Annotated in this window: 20 protein-coding genes; 10 read left to right on the forward strand and 10 right to left on the reverse strand. The window is 70.5% G+C overall.

The features are described 5' to 3' along the window. Window positions 1-75: 75 nt before the first annotated feature. Together ITJ66_RS17775 and ITJ66_RS17780 are read left to right on the forward strand one after the other, a co-directional pair. Window positions 76-543: a PTS sugar transporter subunit IIA gene (locus ITJ66_RS17775; protein ID WP_124769707.1), complete on the forward strand. Its 468-nt coding sequence runs from the start codon at window positions 76-78 to the stop codon at window positions 541-543. After that, window positions 540-812: a PTS sugar transporter subunit IIB gene (locus ITJ66_RS17780; RefSeq protein WP_064294838.1), complete on the forward strand. Its 273-nt coding sequence runs from the start codon at window positions 540-542 to the stop codon at window positions 810-812. Before ITJ66_RS17775 ends, ITJ66_RS17780 begins: the two co-directional genes overlap by 4 nt. A 57-nt stretch (window positions 813-869) precedes the next feature. On the opposite strand, the gene ITJ66_RS17785 is transcribed toward ITJ66_RS17780, so the two are convergent. Together ITJ66_RS17785 and ITJ66_RS17790 are read right to left on the reverse strand one after the other, a co-directional pair. Continuing rightward, entirely contained in the window at window positions 870-2,573 is a 1,704-nt protein-coding gene (locus ITJ66_RS17785) for a phospho-sugar mutase (protein ID WP_137243422.1), read from the reverse strand. Next, on the reverse strand, window positions 2,570-3,403 hold the full coding sequence (locus ITJ66_RS17790) for a purine-nucleoside phosphorylase (RefSeq protein ID WP_079707324.1): 834 nt from the start codon (window positions 3,401-3,403) through the stop codon (window positions 2,570-2,572). The genes ITJ66_RS17785 and ITJ66_RS17790 overlap by 4 nt, the downstream gene beginning before the upstream one ends. Window positions 3,404-3,531: 128 nt before the next feature. Here ITJ66_RS17790 and ITJ66_RS17795 point away from each other — a divergent pair, with 128 nt between their 5' ends. Next, window positions 3,532-4,968 (forward strand): NAD(P)H-quinone dehydrogenase, encoded by a 1,437-nt coding sequence (locus ITJ66_RS17795; protein ID WP_137243421.1) that lies wholly within the window; start codon window positions 3,532-3,534, stop codon window positions 4,966-4,968. A gap of 38 nt (window positions 4,969-5,006) precedes the next feature. Here ITJ66_RS17795 and ITJ66_RS20270 read toward each other — a convergent pair whose 3' ends face one another. The 3 genes from ITJ66_RS20270 to ITJ66_RS17810 all read right to left on the reverse strand — a co-directional run bounded on the left by ITJ66_RS20270 (window position 5,007) and on the right by ITJ66_RS17810 (window position 9,206). After that, window positions 5,007-6,644: a LuxR C-terminal-related transcriptional regulator gene (locus ITJ66_RS20270; RefSeq protein ID WP_194645485.1), complete on the reverse strand. Its 1,638-nt coding sequence runs from the start codon at window positions 6,642-6,644 to the stop codon at window positions 5,007-5,009. A 54-nt stretch (window positions 6,645-6,698) separates the two neighbouring features. Continuing rightward, window positions 6,699-8,459: a biotin carboxylase N-terminal domain-containing protein gene (locus tag ITJ66_RS17805; RefSeq protein WP_079707321.1), complete on the reverse strand. Its 1,761-nt coding sequence runs from the start codon at window positions 8,457-8,459 to the stop codon at window positions 6,699-6,701. Between the two features lie 96 nt (window positions 8,460-8,555). Continuing rightward, window positions 8,556-9,206 carry a nucleoside triphosphate pyrophosphatase gene (locus ITJ66_RS17810; protein WP_137243419.1) on the reverse strand — a complete coding sequence of 217 codons (651 nt, stop codon included), beginning with the start codon at window positions 9,204-9,206 and terminating at the stop codon, window positions 8,556-8,558. A gap of 62 nt (window positions 9,207-9,268) precedes the next feature. Between ITJ66_RS17810 and ITJ66_RS17815 the strand changes: the two genes are divergently transcribed. The 4 genes from ITJ66_RS17815 to ITJ66_RS17830 all read left to right on the forward strand — a co-directional run bounded on the left by ITJ66_RS17815 (window position 9,269) and on the right by ITJ66_RS17830 (window position 13,605). After that, a complete protein-coding gene (locus ITJ66_RS17815) occupies window positions 9,269-10,573 on the forward strand; it encodes a class I SAM-dependent RNA methyltransferase (protein WP_194645486.1) in 1,305 nt (434 codons plus the stop codon). 77 nt (window positions 10,574-10,650) lie between these two features. Then, window positions 10,651-11,307, forward strand: coding sequence for a response regulator transcription factor (locus ITJ66_RS17820; protein ID WP_064294846.1), 657 nt, complete (start codon window positions 10,651-10,653; stop codon window positions 11,305-11,307). Between the two features lie 67 nt (window positions 11,308-11,374). Continuing rightward, window positions 11,375-12,547: a sensor histidine kinase gene (locus ITJ66_RS17825; RefSeq protein WP_194645488.1), complete on the forward strand. Its 1,173-nt coding sequence runs from the start codon at window positions 11,375-11,377 to the stop codon at window positions 12,545-12,547. Beyond that, on the forward strand, window positions 12,544-13,605 hold the full coding sequence (locus ITJ66_RS17830; protein ID WP_194645489.1) for a hypothetical protein: 1,062 nt from the start codon (window positions 12,544-12,546) through the stop codon (window positions 13,603-13,605). Before ITJ66_RS17825 ends, ITJ66_RS17830 begins: the two co-directional genes overlap by 4 nt. Before the next feature lie 257 nt (window positions 13,606-13,862). Here the strand turns inward: ITJ66_RS17830 and ITJ66_RS17835 are convergent, their stop codons facing one another. The 3 genes from ITJ66_RS17835 to ITJ66_RS17845 all read right to left on the reverse strand — a co-directional run bounded on the left by ITJ66_RS17835 (window position 13,863) and on the right by ITJ66_RS17845 (window position 17,704). Beyond that, complete coding sequence (locus tag ITJ66_RS17835) at window positions 13,863-15,134, reverse strand: HNH endonuclease signature motif containing protein (protein ID WP_194645490.1); 1,272 nt, start codon at window positions 15,132-15,134, stop codon at window positions 13,863-13,865. Between the two features lie 720 nt (window positions 15,135-15,854). Then, the gene (locus ITJ66_RS19935; protein ID WP_124769700.1) at window positions 15,855-16,106 is read right to left on the reverse strand and encodes an acyl-CoA carboxylase subunit epsilon; all 252 of its coding nucleotides are present in this window, start codon (window positions 16,104-16,106) and stop codon (window positions 15,855-15,857) included. Beyond that, window positions 16,103-17,704, reverse strand: a complete 1,602-nt coding sequence (locus ITJ66_RS17845; RefSeq protein WP_064295169.1) for an acyl-CoA carboxylase subunit beta — start codon at window positions 17,702-17,704, stop codon at window positions 16,103-16,105. The genes ITJ66_RS19935 and ITJ66_RS17845 overlap by 4 nt, the downstream gene beginning before the upstream one ends. 139 nt (window positions 17,705-17,843) lie before the next feature. Here ITJ66_RS17845 and ITJ66_RS17850 point away from each other — a divergent pair, with 139 nt between their 5' ends. After that, complete coding sequence (locus tag ITJ66_RS17850; RefSeq protein WP_192018493.1) at window positions 17,844-18,635, forward strand: biotin--[acetyl-CoA-carboxylase] ligase; 792 nt, start codon at window positions 17,844-17,846, stop codon at window positions 18,633-18,635. On the opposite strand, the gene ITJ66_RS17855 is transcribed toward ITJ66_RS17850, so the two are convergent. Further along, window positions 18,619-19,431, reverse strand: a complete 813-nt coding sequence (locus tag ITJ66_RS17855) for an EI24 domain-containing protein (protein WP_137243412.1) — start codon at window positions 19,429-19,431, stop codon at window positions 18,619-18,621. The two genes, ITJ66_RS17850 and ITJ66_RS17855, sit on opposite strands and share 17 nt — an antisense overlap. A gap of 101 nt (window positions 19,432-19,532) precedes the next feature. Here ITJ66_RS17855 and ITJ66_RS17860 point away from each other — a divergent pair, with 101 nt between their 5' ends. Both ITJ66_RS17860 and ITJ66_RS17865 read left to right on the forward strand, forming a co-directional pair. Beyond that, window positions 19,533-20,090 (forward strand): PH domain-containing protein, encoded by a 558-nt coding sequence (locus tag ITJ66_RS17860; RefSeq protein WP_161578613.1) that lies wholly within the window; start codon window positions 19,533-19,535, stop codon window positions 20,088-20,090. 129 nt (window positions 20,091-20,219) lie between these two features. Then, entirely contained in the window at window positions 20,220-21,365 is a 1,146-nt protein-coding gene (locus ITJ66_RS17865; RefSeq protein ID WP_064295173.1) for a 5-(carboxyamino)imidazole ribonucleotide synthase, read from the forward strand. Between the two features lie 117 nt (window positions 21,366-21,482). On the opposite strand, the gene ITJ66_RS17870 is transcribed toward ITJ66_RS17865, so the two are convergent. Then, entirely contained in the window at window positions 21,483-23,318 is a 1,836-nt protein-coding gene (locus ITJ66_RS17870) for a sulfite reductase subunit alpha (protein ID WP_194645491.1), read from the reverse strand. Window positions 23,319-23,320 lie beyond the last annotated feature (2 nt).

The following is a 23,320-nucleotide window of genomic DNA, read 5'->3' on the forward strand; positions in this document are numbered from 1 at the left end:
CGCGGCAGGCTTCCAGCCTCGGAGCGTTACGATGGTTCCGATCCATTCGGGTCGACCGATCCTCTGATTGAAGCGATGCCACTCCCAGAACTGTCCGAAGCCAGCGTCGCGCTCCACGTCGAAGCCGACGACTGGCGCGAGGCGATCCGCGTAGCCGGAGCGCTGCTGTCCGACACCCACGCGACGGACGCTGCGTACACCCAGCGGATGATCGACGTCGTCGAGGAGTTCGGCGCATACGTCGTGATCGCGCCGGGCCTGGCGCTCGCGCACGCCCGACCGGGTGCCGACGTCCACGACGACGCCCTCGTCGTCGCGACCCTGGCTGCTCCGGTCCGGTTCGGCCACCCCCACAACGACCCCGTCTCGGTGGTCCTCGGCCTCGCCGTCACCACCGCCGAGTCGCACGTGGGCTGGGTGGCGGAGATCGCCAACGTCTTCAACGACGAGACCGCCATCCCGCGGCTCGCAGCCGCCACGACGCTCGACGAGGTGCGGGCCGTGTTCGGTGCGTCCCCCCTGAGCATCGGAGACCAGGCATGAAGATCGTCGCCGTCTGCGGTTCGGGGGTCGGCTCATCCGCGATCCTCAAGCTCAACGCCGAACGCGCGCTCGAACGCCTCGACCTCGAGGCCGACGTCGTCGCCGGTGACATCGAGAGCCTCGGCACGACCGCGGCCGACGCCCAGGTGATCCTGACCTCGCCGGAACTCGTCGAGCGCATCGGCAAGACCTTCGCCGACATCGTCGTCATCGACAACTACTTCGACCTCGCCGAACTCACCGAGAAGCTCGAACGCGCCATCGGCTGACCGGTGCGGCCCGGTCTCCGGGCCGCACACCGCCAGGCCGCTCAGCCCGTCGAGCAGCTACGAGACGAGCGCCGTCAGGTCCGTCCGCAGCGCGGCGAGCCGCGCGGTGACCGTCGCCGCCCGCTCGGCGGCGTCGCCGTCGGCGGACTGGACGTCGACGTACACCTTGAGCTTCGGTTCGGTGCCGCTCGGCCGGATCATGACCCGGGTGCCGTCGTCGAGCCAGACGCGCAGGACGTCACTCGGCGGGAGTGCCTCGAACCCGTCGGCGAGGTCGTCGATCCGGGTCACCCGGGCGCCCGCCAGTTCCGTCGGTGGGAGCGCCCGCAGTCCGGACATGACCTCGCCGATGCGGCTGAGCTCCGCGTAGCGGATGGAGATCTGGTCGCTGCCGAAGGAACCGAAGGTGTCCGCGAACTGGTCGAGGAGCCCCGCGACGCTCTCGCCCGCCTGCGCCGACGCCGTCGCGAGACCGAGGAACGCGACGGCGGCCGAGATACCGTCCTTGTCGCGCACGGTCCCGGGGTTCACGAGGTAGCCGAGGGCCTCCTCGAAGCCGAAGAGCATGCCCGGCGTCCGGGAGATCCACTTGAACCCGGTGAGCGTCTCGCGGAACTCGAGGCCGTGCGCCTCGGCGACGACGCGCAGGGCGGGGGAGGAGACGATCGAGCACGCGAGCGTGCCCTCGGGAGCCGCATCGCCGTCGAGTGCAGCACTGGCGGCCTGGGCTGCCCGCCAGCCGAGGAGGAGACCAACCTCGTTGCCGGTGAGTCGACGGAACCCCGAGGGGGCCGCGTCGTCTGGGATCGCGATCGCCAGGCGGTCGGCATCGGGGTCGTTGGCGATGATGAGGTCGGCGCCGACTGCTCGCGCCGTCGCGAAGGACAGGTCGAGTGCGCCCGGCTCCTCCGGATTCGGGAAGCTGACGGTCCGGAAGGTGGGATCGGGATCGATCTGCTCGGTGACGAGTTCCGGTGCCGGATACCCGGCGGTCTCGAAGACGCGTCGGGTCGTCTCCCAACCCACGCCGTGCATGGCCGTGTAGACGACGCGCAGCTGGCTGCCCGCCGGGGCGGGAGCGACGGCCGCGGTCTCGGCGACATAGGCGTCGACGACGTCCTCGCCCGCGATCTCGAACCCGTCGCTGCGCGGGAGGTCCTGGACGAGCGCCGTCTCGGCGATGCGCCCGATGTGGGCGGCGATGGCCGCATCGGCGGGGGAGACGATCTGGGACCCGTGGTGCTCACCGCCCAGGTACACCTTGTAGCCGTTGTCGGCGGGCGGATTGTGACTCGCGGTCACCATGACTCCGGCCGAGGCGTCGAAGAACCGCACGGCGAACGCGAGGACGGGCGTCGGCAGGAGTCGTGGGAGCAGGATGGCGCGGACACCGGCACCGGCCATCAGCTCGGCGGTGTCGCTGGCGAACACGGCGGAGTTCTTCCGGCCGTCGTAACCGATGACGACGCTCGGCGTCACGCCTTCCGGCGCCTGCTCGAGCAGGTAGGCGGCGAGTCCGGCCGCGGCCTGTGAGACGAGGACCCGGTTCATCCGGTTGGAGCCGGCCTCGATGCGACCACGGAGCCCGGCCGTGCCGAACTGCAGTCGGGTGTCGAAGCGGTCGTGCAGCTCGGCGACGGCCACGTCGTCGGACACCCGGGCGCGTTCGACGAGGCCTGCCAGTTCGGCCCGGGTCTCGTCGTCGGGATCCTGGGCGAGCCAGGCCTCGGCGATCGCGAGCAGGCTCGTCGCCTCGCTCACAGGGCCGCGACGATCTGCGCGAGGAGCTTGCTGATCACCGGCTCGGCCGCCTGGCCGGCCTCGATGACCTCGGCATGGCTGAGCGGCGTCTGCTGGATGCCGGCGGCGAGGTTCGTGATGAGCGACATCCCGAGGACCTCCATGCCGGCCTGGCGTGCGGCGATCGCCTCGAGCGCGGTCGACATGCCGACGATGTGGCCACCGATCGCCTTCGCCATCTGGACCTCGGCCGGGGTCTCGTAGTGCGGTCCGCGGAACTGCGTGTAGACGCCCTCGTCGAGCTCCGGAGCGACGCTGTGCGCGATGTCCCGCAGCCGCTTGGCGTAGAGGTCGGTGAGGTCGATGAAGGTCGCACCTTCGAGCGGCGAGTCGGCAGTGAGGTTGATGTGGTCGCTGATCAGCACGGGCGTGCCTGGCGTCCAGTGGTCCTTGATGCCGCCTGCGCCGTTCGTCAGCACCATGATGCCCGCGCCGGCCGCAGCGGCCGTCCGCACGCTGTGCACGACACGGCGGACACCGTGGTTCTCGTAGTAGTGCGTCCGGGCGCCGATGACGAGCGCACGCTTGCCGCTCGGGAGCAGGACCGAGCGTAGGGTGCCCACGTGGCCCTCGAGCGCCGGCTTCGAGAAGCCGACGATCTCCGAGGCCGGGATCGTCGCCGTCGTCTCGCCGATCAGGTCGGCCGCCTTGCCCCAGCCGCTGCCGAGGGTGAGCGCGATGTCGTGGCGTTCGACGCCGGTCTTCTCGGCGATCTGGCCGGCGGCTTCGCGGGCGATCTCGAAGGGATCGACATCGGACAGATCGAGTGGATTCGCAGAGGTTTCGGACATCCTCTCACTCTAGACAGGGGCGGGGCCGCCGCCCAACCGTGCCGACCCCGCTCATCCGCGCACGATCCCCGCCGCCGCAGGCCCGAACGGGTTTGGTCCCGCCCCTGGTGGCGCGCGAGAATGGAGGCATGGCCTACGAGTTCGAACGCAAGCAGCGAGTGGCGATCATCGGAGGCGGACCCGGCGGGTACGAGGCTGCCCTCGCCGGGGCGCAGCTCGGGGCCGACGTCACGCTCGTGGAGCGTTCGGGCGTCGGCGGAGCGGCGGTCATCACCGACGTCGTCCCGTCCAAGAGCCTCATCGCCACGGCCGACGCGGTCGGGGCCATCGGCGAGGCCGCCGACCTCGGTGTGCAGTTCTTCGTCCGCTCGGAGACCACCGGCAAGCCCAGCCGTCCCGAGGTCGCGGTGAACCTCGCCGCCGTCAACAAGCGACTGCTCGGGCTGGCCCGCCAGCAGTCCGAGGACATGCGTGCGAGTCTCATCCGTGCCGGTGTCCGCATCGTCAACGGTCAGGGGCGGCTCGACGGACCGAACGAGGTCATCGTCTCGACCGACCTGTCCAGCGGCACCGACTTCGACCGCATCGAGGCCGACACCGTCGTCGTCTCCGTCGGGGCCAGCCCGCGCCAGTTGCCCTCCGCGCTGCCGGACGGCGAGCGCATCCTCACCTGGACGCAGCTCTACAACCTCACCTCCGTCCCCGAGCACCTCATCGTCGTCGGCTCGGGCGTCACGGGCGCCGAGTTCGCCTCCGCCTACACGGCGCTCGGCTCCAAGGTCACGCTCATCTCGAGCCGCGACCAGGTGCTGCCCGGTGAGGACGCCGATGCGGCGGCGGTCATCGAGAACGTCTTCAAGCGCAACGGCATGACGGTCCTGTCGAAGTCGCGGGCCGACTCCGTCACCCGGACCGAGCACGGCGTCGTCGCCACGCTCTCCGACGGCCGCACGGTCGAGGGTTCGCACTGCCTCATGGCGGTCGGTTCGGTGCCCAACACCGCCGGGATCGGTCTCGAGGAGGCCGGCGTGCAGCTGACCGATTCCGGGCACATCCGCGTCAACCGGGTGGCGCGCACCAGCGTCCCCAACATCTACGCCGCCGGTGACTGCACGACCTTCCTGCCGCTCGCGTCCGTCGCGTCGATGCAGGGTCGCACCTCGATGCTGCACGCGATGGGCGACGCGGTGAACCCGACCGAGATCCGCAACGTCGCCGCGAACATCTTCACGCAGCCCGAGATCGCGACCGTGGGCTGGACCCAGAAGCAGATCGAGGACGGCATCGCCCAGGGTGAGATCTACAAGCTGCCGCTCGCCCAGAACCCGCGCGCGAAGATGATGGGCATCAAGGACGGCTTCGTCAAGCTGTTCGCGCGGACCGGTAGCGGGACGGTCATCGGCGGCGTCATCGTCGCCCCGAAGGCCAGCGAGCTCATCTTCCCGCTCGCCCTCGCGGTCGAGCAGCGGCTGAACGTCGACCAGGTCGCGCGTGCCTTCACGGTCTACCCGTCACTCACCGGGTCGATCACCGACGCGGCGCGCGCCATGCACATCGTCGAATAGGCGTCGTCCTCGTCGAACCGTCGGCGAGGCGCCGGGGTTCACCGATCGCGGTTCGCGAGCACGATGCGTGCGACGGCGACCCGCGAGCGCACGCCCCAGGCGTGGAAGACGGCGCTCAGGTGCTTCTCCACGGTCTTGCGGGAGATGCCGAGGGCCGTCGCGATCTCGTCGTTCGACAGGCCGTCCGCGACGAGTTCGGTGAGATCCCGCTGCCGGGGCGTCAGCGGCACGGTCGGGACGGGGACGGCGGTCAACGGCAGCGTGGCCGGGAGTCGTGAGGGGAGCTGGCGGCGGGACACGATCCCGAACGCGGCGAGCACCCGGGTGACGTGCGCGTCGACCGTGCGCGAGGAGAGCTGGAGGACGGACGCGATCTCCGCCGTCGAGTTGCCCTCCGCGGAGAGGAGGGCGACCTCGCGTTCGCGCGGCGACAGTCCGTCCCAACCGGATCCCGCGACCGGCGCGAGACGTCGACCGATCGCCTTCAGCTCGCGGGCTGCGGAGCGGGTCGCGGCCGTGTGCCCGCCGCGGACCGCCTGCTCGGCGAGCGCGGCCAACTCACGGACGGCCTGCGTCCGGTCGGACATGGCGATGAGGGCACGCGTCGCGAGGATCTCACCGATCCCGGCTTCCAGCATGCGGCCGTCGACCAACGCGCGGGTGGTCGCCGTGCGCGCGAGCGCCAGCGCCTCGGCGGGTCGCCCACGGAGGAGTTCGAGCTTGCACTGCATCCGGAGGATGGCCGGCCCGGGGACCCTGCGGTCGACGTCGGCGGCGATGAAGCCGATGAGGCGTTCCGATTCGACGATGTCGCGGTCGAGGAAGGCGCTCGAGACGAGCAGCTCGATCGCGAGGGCCCGGTCCTGGACGGACAGGCCGCTGAAGTCGTTCCCCGAGGCGCTCCGCGCGAGGGCTGCGGCTCCGTGGTCGTCCGCGAGGGCGGCGAGACCGTAGCCGACGAGGAGGTAGCACGTCGTCTGGAAGGCGCCCGTGGGTTCGGGGATGGCCTGACGGACGCGGCGTGCGAGCGTCCTGGTCGCCCCCTGCTCGGCACGGTTCCCGGCGACGAGGCACTGCACGGCCTCCGCGTACAGGGCGGTCGGTCCGCTCCCGGCCCGCTCGAACATCGCGAGCGCGGCGGCCTCTGCCTCGGCGACGCGTCCCTCGTTGAGCAGGAGGCGGGCGAGGACCCCGTCGACGAGGGTCCGGTACAAGCGGCCCGGGGTGGCGGCGATGTCGTCGGCGAACGCGTCGGCGAAGCGCCGGGCCGCGTGGATCAGAACGTTGACGACGGCACCCTCGACGAGCAGGTACCCGACGAGCCAGGCCAGGGTCGGTTCGAGGTCGCCGCCGTCGTCGACGAGGGCGTCCGCCTCCGCGAAGCACCCCTCCAGCTCCGAGCCGGACGAGCGGTCCGACCCGAGGGCCAGCCCGGCGGCTCCCAGCACGAGCAGGCGCGTCGTCCGGTCGGAGTGCGTCGAGGCGGCGAGTGCATCCACCGCGTCCCGGCGACAACCGGCGAAGTCGGCGGTGGTGAACCTGGCGTAGGACAGGAGAGCGAGGACGCGGGGATCGGACGCCGCGTGCGGCTCTGCCTCGAGCAGCGCGATCGCACCGGCGGCGTCGAAGTCCGCCACACGATCCAACGCATCTTCGAGGAGGTCGGCTGCTGACACCTGCTCAGCGTATCGTCGCCGGGTCCGATGCGACGCCCGAAGGCGCCGGTCGGGTCAGCTGATGGTGAGGAGCTGGTGACCCGAGGAGACCGTGGCACCGACCGTCGCGTCGATCGCGCCGACCGTGCCGTCCTTGTGCGCCGTGATGGGCTGTTCCATCTTCATCGCTTCGAGGACGACGACGAGGTCGCCCTTCACGACGACATCGCCCTCGGCGACCGCGAGCTTCACGATGGTCGCCTGCATGGGCGCCGAGACCGAATCACCCGTCGCACCAGAGACCACCGCTGCACCACCGCGGCGGTGCGGAGCGGGAGCGGCGACCGGCGCACCGACGTTCAGCCCCAGCTGTCCGCCTGGAAGGCTGACCTCGAGCCGCTTGCCGCCGACCTCGACGACCACCGTCGAGCGGGCAGCGGGTGCCTGCTGTGCATCGATGGATCCGTCCCAGGGCTCGATGTCGTTGACGAACTCCGTCTCGATCCATCGGGTGTAGACACCGAAGGTGCCGTCCTCCGCGGTGAACGCGGGGTCGCGGACGATCTTGCGGTGGAAGGGGATGACGGTGGGGAGGCCGGCGACCTCGAACTCGTCGAGCGCGCGGCGGCTGCGTTCGAGCGCCTCCTCGCGGGTGCGACCAGTGACGATGATCTTGCCGAGGAGCGAGTCGAACGCCCCCGAGATCGTGTCGCCGGCCGTGACGCCGGAGTCGAGCCGGACACCGGGGCCGCCGAAGGTCTTGAAGACGTGGATCGGGCCCGGCTGCGGGAGGAAGCCGCGTCCCGGGTCCTCGCCGTTGATGCGGAACTCGAAGGAGTGGCCGCTCGGCTGCGGGTCGTCGTAGTCGAGGACGCCGCCCTCAGCGAGACGGAACTGCTCGCGGACGAGGTCGATGCCGGTGATCTCCTCGGAGACCGGGTGCTCGACCTGCAGGCGGGTGTTGACCTCGAGGAAGGAGACGGTGCCGTCCTTGCCGATGAGGAACTCGCAGGTGCCGGCACCGAGGTAACCGACCTCCTTGAGGATCGCCTTCGACGCCCGGTAGAGCTCCGTCACCTGGTCGTCGGTGAGGAAGGGTGCCGGTGCCTCTTCGACGAGCTTCTGGTGGCGACGCTGCAGGGAGCAGTCGCGGGTGGAGACGACGACCACGTTGCCGTGCGCGTCGGCCAGGCACTGTGTCTCGACATGGCGCGGCTGGTCGAGGTACTTCTCGACGAAGCACTCGCCCCGGCCGAACGCTGCGATGGCCTCGCGTGTGGCCGACTCGAAGAGCTCGGCGACCTCCTCGCGCTCGCGGGCGACCTTCAGGCCGCGACCGCCACCGCCGAACGCCGCCTTGATGGCGACGGGCAGGCCATGGATGTCGACGAAGTCGAGCACCTCCTCGGCACCCGAGACGGGGTTGAGCGTGCCGGGGGCGAGCGGAGCGCCCACCTTCTCGGCCACGTGGCGGGCGGAGACCTTGTCGCCGAGCCGCTCGATGGCCTCGGGCGACGGGCCGATCCAGATCAGCCCTGCGGCCATGACGGCGCGCGCGAAGTCCGCGTTCTCGGCGAGGAAGCCGTAGCCCGGGTGGACGGCGTCGGCGCCGGACCGTCGGGCGATGGACAGGAGCTTGTCGATGACGAGGTACGTCTCCGCGCTCGTCGTCCCGTCGAGGGCGTAGGCCTCGTCGGCGAGACGGGCGTGCATGGCGTCGCGATCCTGGTCGGCGTAGACGGCGACGGAGGCGATCCCGCTGTCCTTCGCGGCTCGGATGACGCGGACGGCGATCTCGCCACGGTTGGCGATGAGGACCTTGGTTATACGTGGCACAGTCCACGAGCCTACCGGGAGGCCCGGGTGAGCCTTTGGCTCACACGCACAAAAAAGCCGCAGGAACGACGTGCCGCCTCTACAAGACCCGGGTCGTCAGAGGGCGCCGCGCCGGTTGCGGAGCTCGTGCCAGTCGTGTCCCAACGTGCGGACGAGACGCCGCAGGGTCGGGAGCGAGAGGCCGACGACCGTCGACGGATCGCCCTCGATGCGGGTGATGAAGGCGGCGCCCAGACTGTCGATCGTGAACGCCCCCGCCACCGCCAGGGGCTCGCCCGATGCGATGTAGGCGTCGATCTCGGCGTCGTCGAGGTCGTCGGCGAACGACACCTCGGCGCTCGCGACCGCACCGATCCCGACCGGCGAGGCACCGGTGCAGTCGATGAGCCAGTGACCGGAGTACAGGGTCCCCGTCCTCCCGCGCTGAGCGTGCCAGCGTTCGCGGGCGCGCTCGGGAGTGTGCGGCTTGCCGTGGACGACGCCGTCGAGGACGAAGACCGAGTCCCCGCCGAGGATGAGGTCGACCGCGTCGCCGCGTTCGCGCACGACGGCCAGAGCGGCCTCCGCCTTCGCCCGGGCGAGGAGTGCCACGACCTCGTCGGGGGCGAGCGGTGCACCCGCGGCGAGGGTCGCGTCGTCGACGGCCTGTTCCTCGTCGACCGACGACGGGACGATGATCGGCTCGATGCCACTCGACCGCAGCAGGGCGAGTCTGGCCGGTGACGTGGAGGCGAGCGTGAGGCGCATGACGGTTCCTTCTGCAGTGGACGGTGGACTCCCCGCAGCCGCCCGTGTGACATGCTCGACGCATGAGCACGACGACTGCACGCACCGTGGAACTGGACATCACCAACGTAGCCCACGGGGGTGTCTTCGTCGCCCGGCACGAGGGCCGGGTGGTCTTCGTCCCCGACACGCTCCCCGGTGAGCGCGTGCGGGCACGCATCGTCGACGAGAACGAGAAGCGCTTCTGGCGGGCGGAGACCCTGAAGGTCCTCACGCCGTCCGAGCACCGCCGTCCGCACGTCTGGGCCGAGGCCTCCGTCGACCGCGAGCCGAGCGAGCGGGCCGGGGGAGCGGAGTTCGGACACATCGAGCTCGCCCACCAGCGCGCGTTGAAGCACCAGGTCCTCGCGGAAGGGCTCGAGCGGTTCGCCGGAGTCGCTCCCGAGTTCACGGTCGCCGCGGTCGACGGTGAGACGCCCGACGGCACCCGGTGGCGGACGAGGGTCTCCCTGCACGTCGACCAGCACGGCAACATCGGTCCCTACGCCTCAAGATCCCACCACGTCGTCCCCGTCGACGACCTGCCGCTCGCGATCGAAGCAGTGGCCGAAGCGGCCAAGCTCGAAGAGCTGCCGCACGGCACCACCTCCATCGACATCGTCGCCTCGTCGACCGGGACGGTCCGCGTCCTGACGCGTGCGGACGAGGCCGGAGGCGGCGACCGCCGACGCGGTGGCGGGCGCGGCCGACGCGGGGGACCGAAGCCGGTCCGTCCCGCGGCAGACCCGATCCGCGAGCTCGTCGGCGAGCGCGAGTTCATCGTCGACGCGAACGGATTCTGGCAGGTCCACCGTCAGGCTGCGACGACCCTCCAGCAGGCCGTGTCCGCGGCCATCGACGACGCGCGCTTCGATCCGCGCGCCGCGAACCTCGACCTGTATGGCGGCGTCGGCCTCCTGGCCGCTGGCGTGGGCGACCGCTTCGGCTCCACCACCCGCATCACGACCGTGGAGAGTGACGAACGCGCCACCGAGTACGCGGGCGAGAACCTGTCCGAGTGGGTTGGCGCACAGGCCGTCACCGCGAAGGTCGACGCCTTCCTGCGGTCGGAGATCGCGACGGGCAGTCGGATCGAGCGGTCCCGGTACGCCACCGCGACCGTCGTGCTCGACCCGCCCCGCTCGGGCGCCGGCGCGGAGATCGTCGCCATGCTCGGCGAGCTCCGGCCCGCCTCGATCGTCTACGTCGCCTGCGACCCCATCGCGCTGTCCCGCGACGTCGCCCTCCTGGCCGAGCAGGGCTACGAGCTCGACCACCTCGCGGCCTACGACCTCTTCCCCAACACGCACCACCTCGAGGCCGTCGCGGGCTTCTCTCGAACGGCTTGAGCGGGCCCATGCCGACGGAGGCGACTCGCGATCAGGCCGTCGCGCCCGGCGGGTCCGTCACTCGCTACGATGGTGCCGTGGTGACCGTCGCAATCATTGATGATCACGAGTCCGTGCGGCTCGGGATCGAAGCGGTGTGCGCGCACGCCGGGTATCAGGTCGTGGCGAGTGCCCCGACCGCCGTCGAGTGCATCGCCGCGTTGAACGGCGTGGTGCCCGACGTGGTCGTGCTCGACCTCTCGCTCTCCGACGGCAGCACGCCGACCTCGAACATCCACGCGGTGCAGGCGGTGGGGGCGCACGTCCTCATCCACTCCATCGCCGATCGGGTCGCACTGGTGCGCGAGGCGCTGGCCGCCGGAGCGTCCGGGGTCATCCCCAAGTCGTCGCCGACGGACACGGTCATCGCCGCCATCGGCACGGTGGCCCGTGGCGAGGCGCTGAACAACATCGAGTGGGCGAGCGCGATCGACGCCGACAGCGACTTCGCGCGGGCGCAGCTGGGCCGTCGTGAGCGCGACGTCCTGCACCTCTACGCGTCCGGCCTGCCGTTGAAGACCGTCGCCATGCAACTCGGCATCGCCTACTCCACGGCCCGAGAGCACATCGACCGCATCCGGGTGAAGTACGTCGAGGTGGGGCGCCCGGCACCGACGAAGGTCGACCTGCTCCGCCGAGCGGTCGAGGACGGGATCCTCCCCGGCCTCGATCAAGGCGGGACGGATGTCTCCTAGCTTCCGGGCACCGACCAGGCATCCCGCGATCCCCTCGACCACGAGAGATGCCCAGGTTCAGCGCCGGATGCTGAACACCGCGAACTTCGAACGCCTCCTCGGCCGTTCGGTCGCGATCATCGGACTCGTCTTCGGACTGCAGACCGCGTTCACCACGCTCGGGCAGGGCGTCCAGATCACCGGCTGGTTCGGCGTGCTCTACGTCTGCCTCGTCTTCGGGACGATGTTCGGCGCCATCATCTGCTGCTTCTTCCTGTGGCACCACCGCATCGCCTCCGGCGTCTTCGCCGCAGTGTTCTTCGTGGCCCTCCTCATCTGGCCGGCGGTGAACGCGCAGGCGTCGGCGGACATCAACCAGGAACCGTGGATCTGGTACCTCTGCACGATCGCCGTCGCGTTCGCCTGCATCCCGCTGCAGTTGCGGGGGGCCATCGTGTACCTCGTCGTGACCTCGGTCATGTACGGCGTCAACCGCGTCATCGACGCCGACTTCGCGCCGGCGTCCTTCGAGATCGGTGCGCTCGACGCTTCGTACGCGACGATCATCGGTGGGCTCATCGTCGTCCTCGTCGGGCTGTTCCGTGTGCTGGCCGGTCGGGTCGACATCGCGAGGGCGGCCGCCCTCGCCACCTACGACGCGGCCGTCAAGCAGCACGCCACGGAGGTGGAGCGCGTCGAGGTCGATTCGATCGTCCACGACAGCGTCCTCGCCTCCCTGCTCGCCGCGGATCGGGCGCTGACCCCGAAGTCGGAGGCGCTCGCCGTCATGATGGCGCGGGTCGCGATCGAACAGCTCGAGGGTGTCGGAGCGCCGATGACGAACGAGGACGAGGTCACCGGTCTCGCCGAACTCATCGAACGGCTGCGTGCGGCCGCGTCGATGCTCGGTGAACCGTTCTCCGTCACGGTCGAGGGGGCCTCCGGCCGGGTCCTGCCCGTCACGGTCGCGAACGCGGTCTACTGGGCGACGGTGCAGGCGATGGTCAACAGCGTCGAGCACGCGGGTTCGGGAGTTGCGCGGAGCCTGTCCATCGAGGGCACGGTCTCCGGCGGCGTCTGCGTCATCGTCGGCGATGACGGCGTCGGGTTCTGCCCCGAGCAGGTCGCCGAGGAGCGGCTCGGGCTGAAGGTCTCGATCGTCGAGCGCGTCGCCGCGGTCGGCGGACGCTCGACGGTGATCTCCCGTCCGGGTGAGGGCGCCGTGATCCGCATCGAGTGGTCACCGGAGCACGGCTCGTGACCCCGGCACCGCGGTACGCCCTCGTCATCCTCGCCGCCCTGTTCTCGGCGTACCACCTGCTCCGTGCGGCGCTGACGCTCGAGACACCCCGCGACGTCGTCCCGGTCCTCATCGCGATGCTCGTCTACGCCGTCGCGAGTGTCCTGAGTCTCTGGCCGATGGGCACGACGCGCATGCCGTCGTGGCTCGCGAGCATCAACCTCGCGACCGCGATCATCGTCCCGTTACTCGTGACCAGCCAGCTCGACCCGACGCGGAACAACGGGTACGCCACCTGGCACGTCGCGTCGATCGGGACGCTGATGACGATCACCGTGGTCCGGCAGCGGGAGGCGATCGCGTACATCGGGATCGTCTTCCTCACGGTCCAGTCGCTCCTCTGGGCGGGTCCGGGACTGGCGCTCGGGATGGGCGTCACGGGCAGCCTCATCTGGGTCGTCCTCGCGAGTGTGCTCACCCGATCGATCGCCGGGGCTCAGCACGACGCCGAGCGCCTCACCCAGGCGGAGCATGCGACCTCGGATTGGCAGGCGGCACAGTACGCGCATGTGCACGAGCGGAGACGACGCCTCAGCCAGACGGGCCGACTGGCGACACCGATGCTCCGCACGATCATCGCCAACGGCGGCAGGCTGTCGGTGGCCGATCGTACGGAGTGCCGGACGCTGGAGGCCAGTCTCCGCGACGAGATCCGCGGGCGACACCTCCTGAGCGACCCGGTCCGTGCCGAAGTGCTCGCGGCCCGGAGGCGCGGAGCGATCGTGAACATGCTGGACGAAGGCGGCCTCGAGGAGCTGGACGCCGGTGTCCTCGACGCGATCCACGAGCAGATCGCCGAAGCGCTCGCCGCTTCGCACGCCACGCGCCTGATCGTGCGGAGCGTCCCGGACGACGAGCGCGTCGCGGTGACCGTGGTCGGCCTGCGTGCGGTGCACCGGGAACCGGGCGTCTTGGCGGGTCCGGACGACGACGACGAGGAACTCGACGTCTGGCTCGAGATCCCGCGCGACGGCTCCCGTGCCGGCGTGGGTGCGGTCGGCGTGTCCGACGAGGGCTGACCCGCTCCGACGGTGCAACACCCTTCGACAGGCTCAGGGACCGGAACGCATCCGGGCACACCTCTTCCGGTCACTGAGCTTGTCGAAGTGTCCACGAGGACTCCTCATCGTTCCGGGCACACCTTTCCCGGTCACTGAGCTTGTCGAAGTGCCCACGAAGAACCCTTCGGCAGGCTCAGGGACCGAGGCGTTCCCGGTGAACCTCCTCCGGTCACTGAGCTTGTCGAAGTGCGGCACAGCTCAGGGACCGGAACTGGTCAGAACGGTGCAGGGTCCCGTTCGGTCCGGTGGTGTTTCCCGTCGGGTGTCGTCCAGTCGAGGACGCCGCCGGCTCCGTGTTCGAGGTTCCACCCGGGGAGGTGCTTCAGCCGGTGGTGATGTCGACACAGGCAGGCGAGGTTCCCCACATCCGTGGTCCCACCGTCTTCCCACGCGACCGAATGGTCGAGATCACAGGCCCTGGCTCGCCTGCCGCAACCGGGTGCGCGACAGGTGCCGTCCCGGAGACGGACCGCCCGTTGCAGGTCGGCCGGGACCCGGTACTGCTTCCGCCCGACGGAGAGCAGCGCACCAGTTTCTGGCTGCACGAGGATCCGGGTGAAGGTCGGTGCGTTCACGGCGATACGCGCGGCGGTCTCCGGGTCGATCGGGCCATAGCCATCGAGCATGCCGGGTGCGTCGGAGACGCCGGCCATGCTCAGCGCCGGCACGGTGATCTGCACGGTCGGCGTGATGTGCTCCTGGACCTCGATCGGGTGCGGGAGGACTAGGCTCGACGCCACGTCTTCAGGCGTGACGCCGGTGAGGGCGAGGGCCGCGAGGGCGTCCGCCTGGAGCTGGCCGCAGGTGCGGGTGTCGCCGGCCTGACGCGACTCGGCGGCGGCCGCCTCGATGCGCTCGATGAGCCCCTGGGCGATCGGTGCGGTGGTGAACAGGTGTACCCAGGCCATGCCGTCGGCCGCGGGTTCGAACTCGACCCGGCGGTCGGCCTCGGAACGCTTGGCGCGTGCGGTGATCGATTCCGGGTGGAGCCGTTCGCGCAGGACGCGGGCGCGCCGCCGGAGTTCTGCGTCGGTGGTCTGCTCGGCAACCGGGAGCACCTTCGCCAGGAACACCGCGCGACCTTCGGTGGGGACGTCGCGGAGTTGGTCGGTGATCGTCTTCGCATGCCGAGCCGAGATGCGACCCGCCTCGAGCGATGCGAGGACGGACGGGGCGTGATTGACGAGCGCCTCGGCGTCGTTCGTCGCGCGCTGAACCGACTGTTCGGTCGTGCGTGTCGCCATCGCGAGGGCTGCACAGGTGGAGCGGCGAGACAGGGCCCGACGCTCCGCCGGCGGGAAGATCGCTGGGACCGTCGCGTCCGCGAGCGCGTCGGCGTATGCGGCGGAACGGGCGAGGAGGCGAGCCTCTCGCCCATCGAGCGCAGCGCGCAGCCGTTGGATCTCCGCGTATTCGTCCGAGAACTCCGCGAGCTGCGCGGCGTATTCGTCGCCGACGCGGGTCGCGGTGAGGGTGGTCTCGGTCATGACTCAAGTCCACCATGAACCACTGACATTCCAGATGCCGAGTCGCACCGGTTGTGGAAGTTGCTCGTGTGCCCTTCGACAGGCTCAGGGACCGGAGGAGGCATGCCGGATTGGCGGGGTTCTCCGTGGGCCCTTCGACAGGCTCAGGGACCGGAGGAGGGTCACCAGGGCGAGAGGTTCCTCGTGTGCCCTCGACAGGCTCAGAGGCTGGATGGGGTTGCTCAGGGACCGGGAGAGGGTCAGCGGAGCGGGAAGCTGCTCGTGTGCCCTTCGACAAGCTCAGGGACCGGAGGGGGTCACTCGGAGGGCCGGAGAGGGTCATCGAAGCGGGAGCTTCCTCGAAGCGGGAACTTCCTCGTGGGCCCTTCGACAAGCTCAGGGACCGGAACGCGTCCGAGTGGACTTCTCCCGGTCGCTGAGCCTGTCGGCGTGCCGGGTCTCGGACGAACGAAAGGAGGGCCAGCACCCGATGCTGGCCCTCCGTGACGTTCGTGGGTCAGAGCGGTAACCCGAATACCGCTCTGACCCGCCCCCGAACTCCTGCCCGCTTACCCTAGATGGAGCAGGAGCTGGTGAAGTGGTCTCGATGAGACGCAACTTTCGAGAATGATGATCCTCCATCAGGGGTACCCCCGACAGTCGGCACTATGGAGGACACGAATGGGGGACAGCACCGCGCGCCGCGAGGGGCAACCGGCGTGAGTCCTCCCTCGAGACGGCTCAGCCCGTGAACGCGCGCCAGTGTCCTGGGCCCACGGTGATCCCTGTGCGGAGGTTCCGCCTCGTCCGCTCCCACGTCGACGGGACGCGGGGTGCCGGGGCGGTGTCGGCGTCACGCAGCGCCTGTTCGGCGATCGCGACGCTCAGCACCGCGGTGAGCGCCGCGAGTTCCTCGTCGGTCGGGGTACCGCGCTCGATCCGGAGATCGATCGACGACGGCTCGGTCGTGTTCGGCTCGGCGCCGGTGCTCACAGCGGGATGTTCCCGTGCTTCTTGGCGGGCAGGCTCGCACGCTTCGTCCGGAGCGCGCGGAGCGCCTTGATGACCGAGACCCGCGTGGCCGCCGGTTCGATGACGCCGTCCAGCTCGCCGCGCTCGGCGGCGAGGAACGGGCTCGCGACGTTGTAGGTGTACTCGTTCGCGAGGCGCGTGCGCACGGCGGCGACGTCCTCGCCGGCTTCCTCGGCCCGCTTGATCTCGCCGCGGTACAGGATGTTGACGGCACCCTGCCCGCCCATGACCGCGATCTCGGCCGTGGGCCAGGCGAGGTTGATGTCGGCCCCGAGCTGCTTCGAGCCCATGACGATGTAGGCGCCGCCGTAGGCCTTGCGCAGGATGACGGTGACCAGGGGCACCGTGGCCTCGGCGTAGGCGTAGAGGAGCTTCGCGCCGCGGCGGATGACGCCGGTCCACTCCTGGTCGGTGCCGGGCAGGTAGCCGGGGACGTCGACCAGGGTGAGGATCGGGATGCTGAACGCGTCGCAGAACCGGACGAACCGACTCGCCTTCTCGCCCGCTTCGATGTTGAGCGTCCCGGCCATCTGGGAGGGCTGGTTGGCGATGACGCCGACCGACCGTCCTTCGACGCGCGCGAAACCGATGACGATGTTCGGGGCGAAGAGCGGCTGGACCTCGAGGAAGTCGGCGTCGTCGACGACGTGCTCGATGACGGTCTTCACGTCGTAGGGCTGGTTCGGCGAGTCGGGGATGAGGGTGTTGAGTCGGCGGTCCTCGTCCGTCGTCTCCAGCTCCACCTCGACGTCGAAGACCGTGGCCTCGGACAGGTTGTTGTCGGGCAGGAAGCCGACGAGGGTGCGCGCGTAGTCGAGTGCGTCCGGCTCGTCGCTCGCGAGGTAGTGGGCGACGCCCGAGCGGGTGTTGTGCGTGTACCCGCCGCCGAGCTCCTCCATGCCGACGTCCTCGCCCGTGACGGTCTTGATGACGTCGGGGCCCGTGACGAACATCTGGCTGGTCTTGTCGACCATGATGACGAAGTCGGTGAGTGCGGGGGAGTAGACGGCGCCGCCGGCAGCCGGACCCATGATGATGGAGATCTGCGGGATGACCCCGGAGGCCTGCGTGTTGCGTCGGAAGATCTCGCCGTACTTGCCCAGCGCGACGACACCCTCCTGGATGCGGGCCCCGCCGGAGTCGAGCATGCCGATGATCGGGACGCCCGTCTTCAACGCGAGGTCCATGATCTTGATGATCTTGTCGCCGGCGACCTCGCCGAGCGAACCGCCGAAGATGGTGAAGTCCTGCGAGTACACGGCGACCTGGCGGCCGTGGATGGTGCCGGTGCCGGTGACGACGGCATCGCCGTACGGCCGTGAGCGGTCCATGCCGAAGGCGGTCGTGCGGTGCCGCACGAACTCGTCGAGTTCGACGAAGCTGCCGTGGTCGAGCAGCTGCTCGATGCGCTCCCGCGCGGTGAGCTTGCCCTTCCTGTGCTGCTTCTCGATGGCGGCTTCGCCGCTCGCCGTCACGGCCTCGTGATAGCGGTTCTTGAGGTCGGCGAGCTTCCCGGCCGTCGTGTAGAGGTCAGGGCCGGAGGTGGTTTCGTCGGTCACGCTTTCACCTTACCCGGTGGTCCCCCGGCCGACCCGTTGACGATCGGGTACAAGTGGCGCGCCGATCCGTTGTCGGCATCGTCCAAGCGTGCCGGTGGGCGACGCGGGCGCCGACGACCGGCCTCAGTAGGGTTGTGCCATGGATCTGCCCCTCACCGCCGCCCTCGTGCCACGCCTCGAGATCCTCGCCCACGCCGGCTCCACCAACGACGAACTCGCCCGACGCGTGCGCGAGGACGGCGGCGACGCGTGGCCCGACCGCTCGGTGGTCCTCACCGACGACCAGCGCGGGGGACGCGGTCGCCTCGGTCGCGTGTGGACGGTGCCACCCGGCACATCACTCGCCGTGTCGGTCCTGCTCCGGCCGGTCACTCCGTCGGGTGGTCCGCTCCCGCTGCAGGCCTACGGCTGGCTCCCACTCCTCGCGGGCGCGGCGCTCGCGGAGTCGCTCCGGGAGCTCGGGGTGGCCGCCGACGTGAAGTGGCCGAACGACGTGCTCATCGGCGGTCGCAAGGTGTCCGGCATCCTCGCCGAGCTGCTGCCGAGCGGGGACGCGGTGATCCTCGGGACCGGTGTCAACCTCCGCCAGCGTGCCGAGGAACTGCCGACCGACCGGTCAACCTCGCTCGCGCTCGCCGGCCTCGCCGATCCGGACCCGGACACCGTCCTCGTCGGTTACCTGCGCGCCTTCGGCACCCTGTACGACGCCTACCTGGAGGCGTCCGGTGACGCCGAGGCCAGCGGGCTCCGAGCAGCGGTCACCGAGCGATGCGTGACGTTGGACAGCTCGGTGCGGGTGGAACTCCCCGGCGGCGACGTCCTGACCGGCACGGCCGAGCGGATCGACGCGGACGGGCGGCTCGTCGTCCGACCGACCGACGGCGGTGCGCCGGTCGCGGTGGCGGCCGGCGACGTCACGCACGTGCGCTGAGCGTCCCCGCCTGTTCGGTGAGGGACCGGCGTGCGAGCACCGTCGCGCCGGAGACGGCGGCCGGCATGACCAGCACGGACAGGACCGGCACGAGGAAGAGGACCGCGACCGTCATCCCGAAGCCCAGGGTGCGGGCGCGTCGCCTGGCGAGGGTCCGGCGGCGGTCCCGCAACGACAACCCCCTCGCGTCGAACGCGTAGCCCGTCAGTTCGAGGGCGAGGAACCACCCGCTCACGGCGAGCCCGAGCACCGGGACCACCGTCTGGCCGATCACCGGGACGAAGCCGAGGAGGAAGAGGACGGCCGCCGTCGGGATGGTGAGCAGGAGCAGGCCGAGTGCCCGGGTGACACCGGTGAGGAGGCCGCGCCACGCGGACTCACCCGACTCCGGAGGAGCGTCGCCGAGGGTGCGTTCGACGTCGGCCCAGATCCGCTCGTAGAAGGGGTCGCCGACGAGGAGCGTCGCTGCGGCGTAGGCGTACAGCATCACCACGACGGCCACGGCCACCAACGCGACCGCGGCGGCCACCCTGATGGACGAGCGGTACGGCTCGTCCCAGGTGTCGGCGAACGGTGTCGCCCAGTCGACGATCGTGGCGGCGTTGACGCCGAGGACGACGAGCAACGCGATGAACACGACGCCCACGATCGCGGCGGGGATCATGCCGAGCAGCATGCGCTTCGGCGAGGTACCCCAGAGGCGGAACCCGCCGAAGAGGATGCCGATCCCCTCGAGGAACGACCCGACCACGCCGGGGTGCTGCGCCGTCGGTGCGGTGCTGTCGGCCGGTTTCACGCCTTCATGCTAGCCGGGCGGCCGATGCACGGATGCTCGGGATCGCCGACGGGCGGGGTGGGAGCAGGCGGCGGGTTGCCGCGACTGCTAAGAATGGGAGTATGGCTGATCCCGGTATGACGGGGCCGGGCAGGCCGGCTCCTCCCGCGGCGGCGACCGAACGTGTGGTCGCACGCCTGCGTCCGCATGCCCGGCGGCTCCTGCTCCCCGCGCTCCTGCTCATCGCGGTGAGCGGCGCCGGTGCGTACTTCTTCGGCTCGTTCGACCTCGAGTGGCAGAACTGGGCCGTCCTCATCGGCGGCGGGGTGATCGTGCTGGTCGCCTGCGTCCTGCCGTTCATCGCCTGGCTGTCGGTCCGTTACGTGATCACGACCCGCCGACTGATCGTCCGTCGCGGGTTCTTCGTGCGGACGCGCCAGGAGCTCTACCACGCCCGTGGCTACGGCATCACGGTGCACAAGAGTTGGGTGCAGAGCGCCTTCGGCAGCGGCAACGTCCGGGTGACGAGCGGTGGCGAGGTACCGGTCGTCCTGCGGGACGTGCCCGGTGCGGTCCTCGTCCAGAACGCCTTGCACGAGCTCGTCGCGGAGAACCAGAGCATCGCCGCGCCGTACCCGGCAGCACCGGCTCCGACGCAGCAGCCACCGGTCCGACGCTGACCGGTGACCGGCCCGCCCGGCCGGTACGATGTTCGAGTCGGGGCACACGCCGATCCGCCTCCGGATCCGCCCGTCCCGCCTGCTGAAACGAGACCCGCCGGCCGGTCGCCGGAGAGCTGGAGTGAACCCATGAGCATTCGCGTCGGAGTGATCGGCGGCGGTCAGCTGGCCAGGATGATGGTGCCCGCGGCCGTGAACCTCGGACTCGACATCCGGGTGCTCGCCGAGCAGGAGGGCATGTCCGCCCGACTCGCCACCGTCGAGGTGGGCGACTACCGCGACGCGGACACCGTGCTCGCCTTCGCCGAGACGGTCGACGTCATCACCTTCGACCACGAGCACGTGCCGCAGCACGTCCTGCGGGCACTCGTCGACGCCGGTGTACAGGTGCACCCGGGACCGGACGCGCTCGCCGTCGCCCAGGACAAACTGCTCATGCGCGAACGCCTGACGGAGCTCGGACTGCCGGTCCCCGACTGGGCGCGCGTGCACGATCAGGAGGAGCTCGCGGCCTTCCTCGCCGAGCACGGCGGGAAGGGCGTCGTGAAGACGCCGCGTGGTGGCTACGACGGCAAGGGCGTCCGTGTCGTCCACGGACCGAACGAGGTCGACGACTGGTTCACGGCGCTCTCCGAGGACGCCAACGGCGGAGCACTGCTCGTCGAGGAGCTGGTGTCGTTCCGGCGCGAGCTCGCCCAGCTCGTCGCCCGGCGCCCGTCCGGCGAGGTGGTGCCGTGGCGCGTCGTCGAGACCGTGCAGCTCGGCGGGGTGTGCAGCGAGGTCATCGCTCCGGCGCCCGGCTCGGCGGGCCGGCTCGCCGACACCGCGGAGGAGATCGCCGTGACCGTCGCGACCGCGCTCGGGGTGACGGGCGTCCTGGCCGTCGAACTCTTCGAGACCGACGACGACCGCCTGCTCATCAACGAACTCGCCATGCGTCCGCACAACAGCGGGCACTGGACGCAGGACGGCAGCGTCACCAGCCAGTTCGAGCAGCACCTGCGCGCCGTCCTCGACCTTCCCCTCGGCTGGACGGGCTGCCACCGCGATTGGACCGTCATGGTGAACGTGCTCGGCGGGCCGGCCGAGGGGACGCTCGACGACCGCTACCCGCAGGTCCTCGGTGCGCACCCGCTGGCGAAGGTGCACAACTACGGCAAGGACCCCCGCCCCGGGCGCAAGGTCGGCCACGTCAACGTCGCGGGCGACGACCTCGACGACGTCGTGTACGAGGCACGCGCCGCCGCGGCGTTGCTCGGCGCCGAGAACGCCTGACCGCCCTTCGACAAGCTCAGGGACCGCGTGGGGTGCTCAGGGACCGCGTGGGTGCTCAGGGACCGATGACCGGTCCCTGAGCCTGTCGAAGGGCCCTGCTCACGAGCCCGCAGCGCCTCAGTACACGTCGCGGATGTAGCGCTTCTCGCGCTTCAGCGTGTGCACGTACTCGGCTGCGGCCTCCGTCGAACGCCCGCCGTGTTCGGCGATGAGTTCGTGCAACGCCTGGTCGACGTCCTTCGCCATCCGTGAGGCGTCGCCGCAGACGGCGAAGTGGCCGCCCTCCTCGAGCCAGGCGTAGAGCTCCTTGCCGTTCTCGCGCATCCGCGTCTGGACGTACACCTTCTCGCGCTGGTCGCGGGAGAACGCGAGGTCCAGACGGTCCAGCACCCCTCCGGTGAGCAGCTCGCCGAGTTCGTCCTCGTAGATAAAGTCGTGTGCCCGGTGCTGGTCGCCGAAGAACAGCCAGTTCCGACCGGTAGCCCCGCGCTCGCGGCGCTCCTGCAGGAACGAGCGGAACGGTGCGATCCCGGTTCCCGGGCCGACCATGACGAGCGGTGCATCGTCGTCCGACGGCACCCGGAAGCCCGCGTTCGCGGAGACGAAGATCCCGCTCGTGGCACCCTCCGCGACCCGGTCGGCGAGATGCGTCGACGCGACGCCCCCGTGCAGACGGTCGCCGACCGCGTACCGGACGCTCGCGACGGTGAGGTGCACGCGCCCGTCGGCCGCCAGCGGACTGGACGAGATCGAGTACGCGCGGTGCTGGAGCGGACGCAGCACGTCGAGGAGCGCGGCGGCGTCGAACCGGACCGCGGTGGAGCGGAGGAGGTCGAGGATGTCGCGGTCGCGCAACCAGGAGTCGAGCGTCTCCGCCTGGGCGAGCGCGAGGATCCCCGCCAGCTCCGAGTCCGGCGCGCGGTCGGCGAGCTCGGCCACGAGGTCCTTCGACGGGGTGCGGATCTCGAACCCGTGGGTGAGCCGGTCCGCCAGCGTCAAGCCGTCGACCGACTCGTCCGCGGTCGCGTCCAGTTCGGCGATGATGGCGTCGACGAGCGCCGGGTCGTTGCTCGGCATGACGCCGAGGGCGTCGCCGGCCGCGTACTCGATGCCGCTGTCGCCAAGGTCGAACTCGTAGTGCCGGATCTCCTTCGACGAGGCGGGCCCGGACAGGACGCGGTTGACGGCGAGGGTCGCGCCGTACGGCGTCTTGCGGGTCCACGGCGAACGCGTGCGGCCGGGCTTCTTCGCCGGTTTGGCCGCCGGCGCGGGAGCGGGAGCGGGAGCGGCGTCCGTCGGGGCGAGGGCGCCGAAGAGCGACAAAGCCTGCGTGGTCCACGCCGCGGCGGGCTCCTCGTAGTCGACGTCGCAGTCCACGCGGGCGAGGATGCGTTCCGCGCCGAGCTGCTCCAGGCGCGTGTCGATGAGCTTGCCCGCCTGGCAGAACCCGTCGTATCCGGAGTCGCCGAGCGCGAGCACGGAGAACTTCAGGCCGTCGAGGCGTGGTGCGGTGCTCGCCTGGAGCGTCTCCCAGAACAGTTCGGCGTTGTCGGGCATCTCACCTTCGCCATACGTGGAGGTGATGACGACGACGTGTCCCATCGTCGGGAGCCGGTCGACCTCGACGTCGTCGAGTCCGATCGTCGTCACCGCCACACCGTAGCCGGAGGCGGCTCGGCCGAGGTCCTCCGCGATGGCCTCCGCGGTGCCCGTCTGCGTCCCCACGAGCACGTGCAGGGCGAGCTGCGGTGTCCGGCCACCGGCGTCGGTGACATCGATCGCGCTGGAGCGGACACCGGCCAGGAATCCGGCGAGCCAGACCCGTTGCTCGGGGCTGAAGGGCGCGTCCTCCGGGATGAACGGGTCGTCGGCGCTGCTGCCGAGCGCGGCGAGCGCCTCGAAGAGCACCGGGCTCGGTGTGCTGGTGGACGCCGGGGCCTGGGTCGAGGTCATCG

The sequence above is a fragment of the Plantibacter sp. VKM Ac-2885 genome, assembly GCF_015351205.1.
Lineage (GTDB): Bacteria > Actinomycetota > Actinomycetes > Actinomycetales > Microbacteriaceae > Plantibacter > Plantibacter auratus.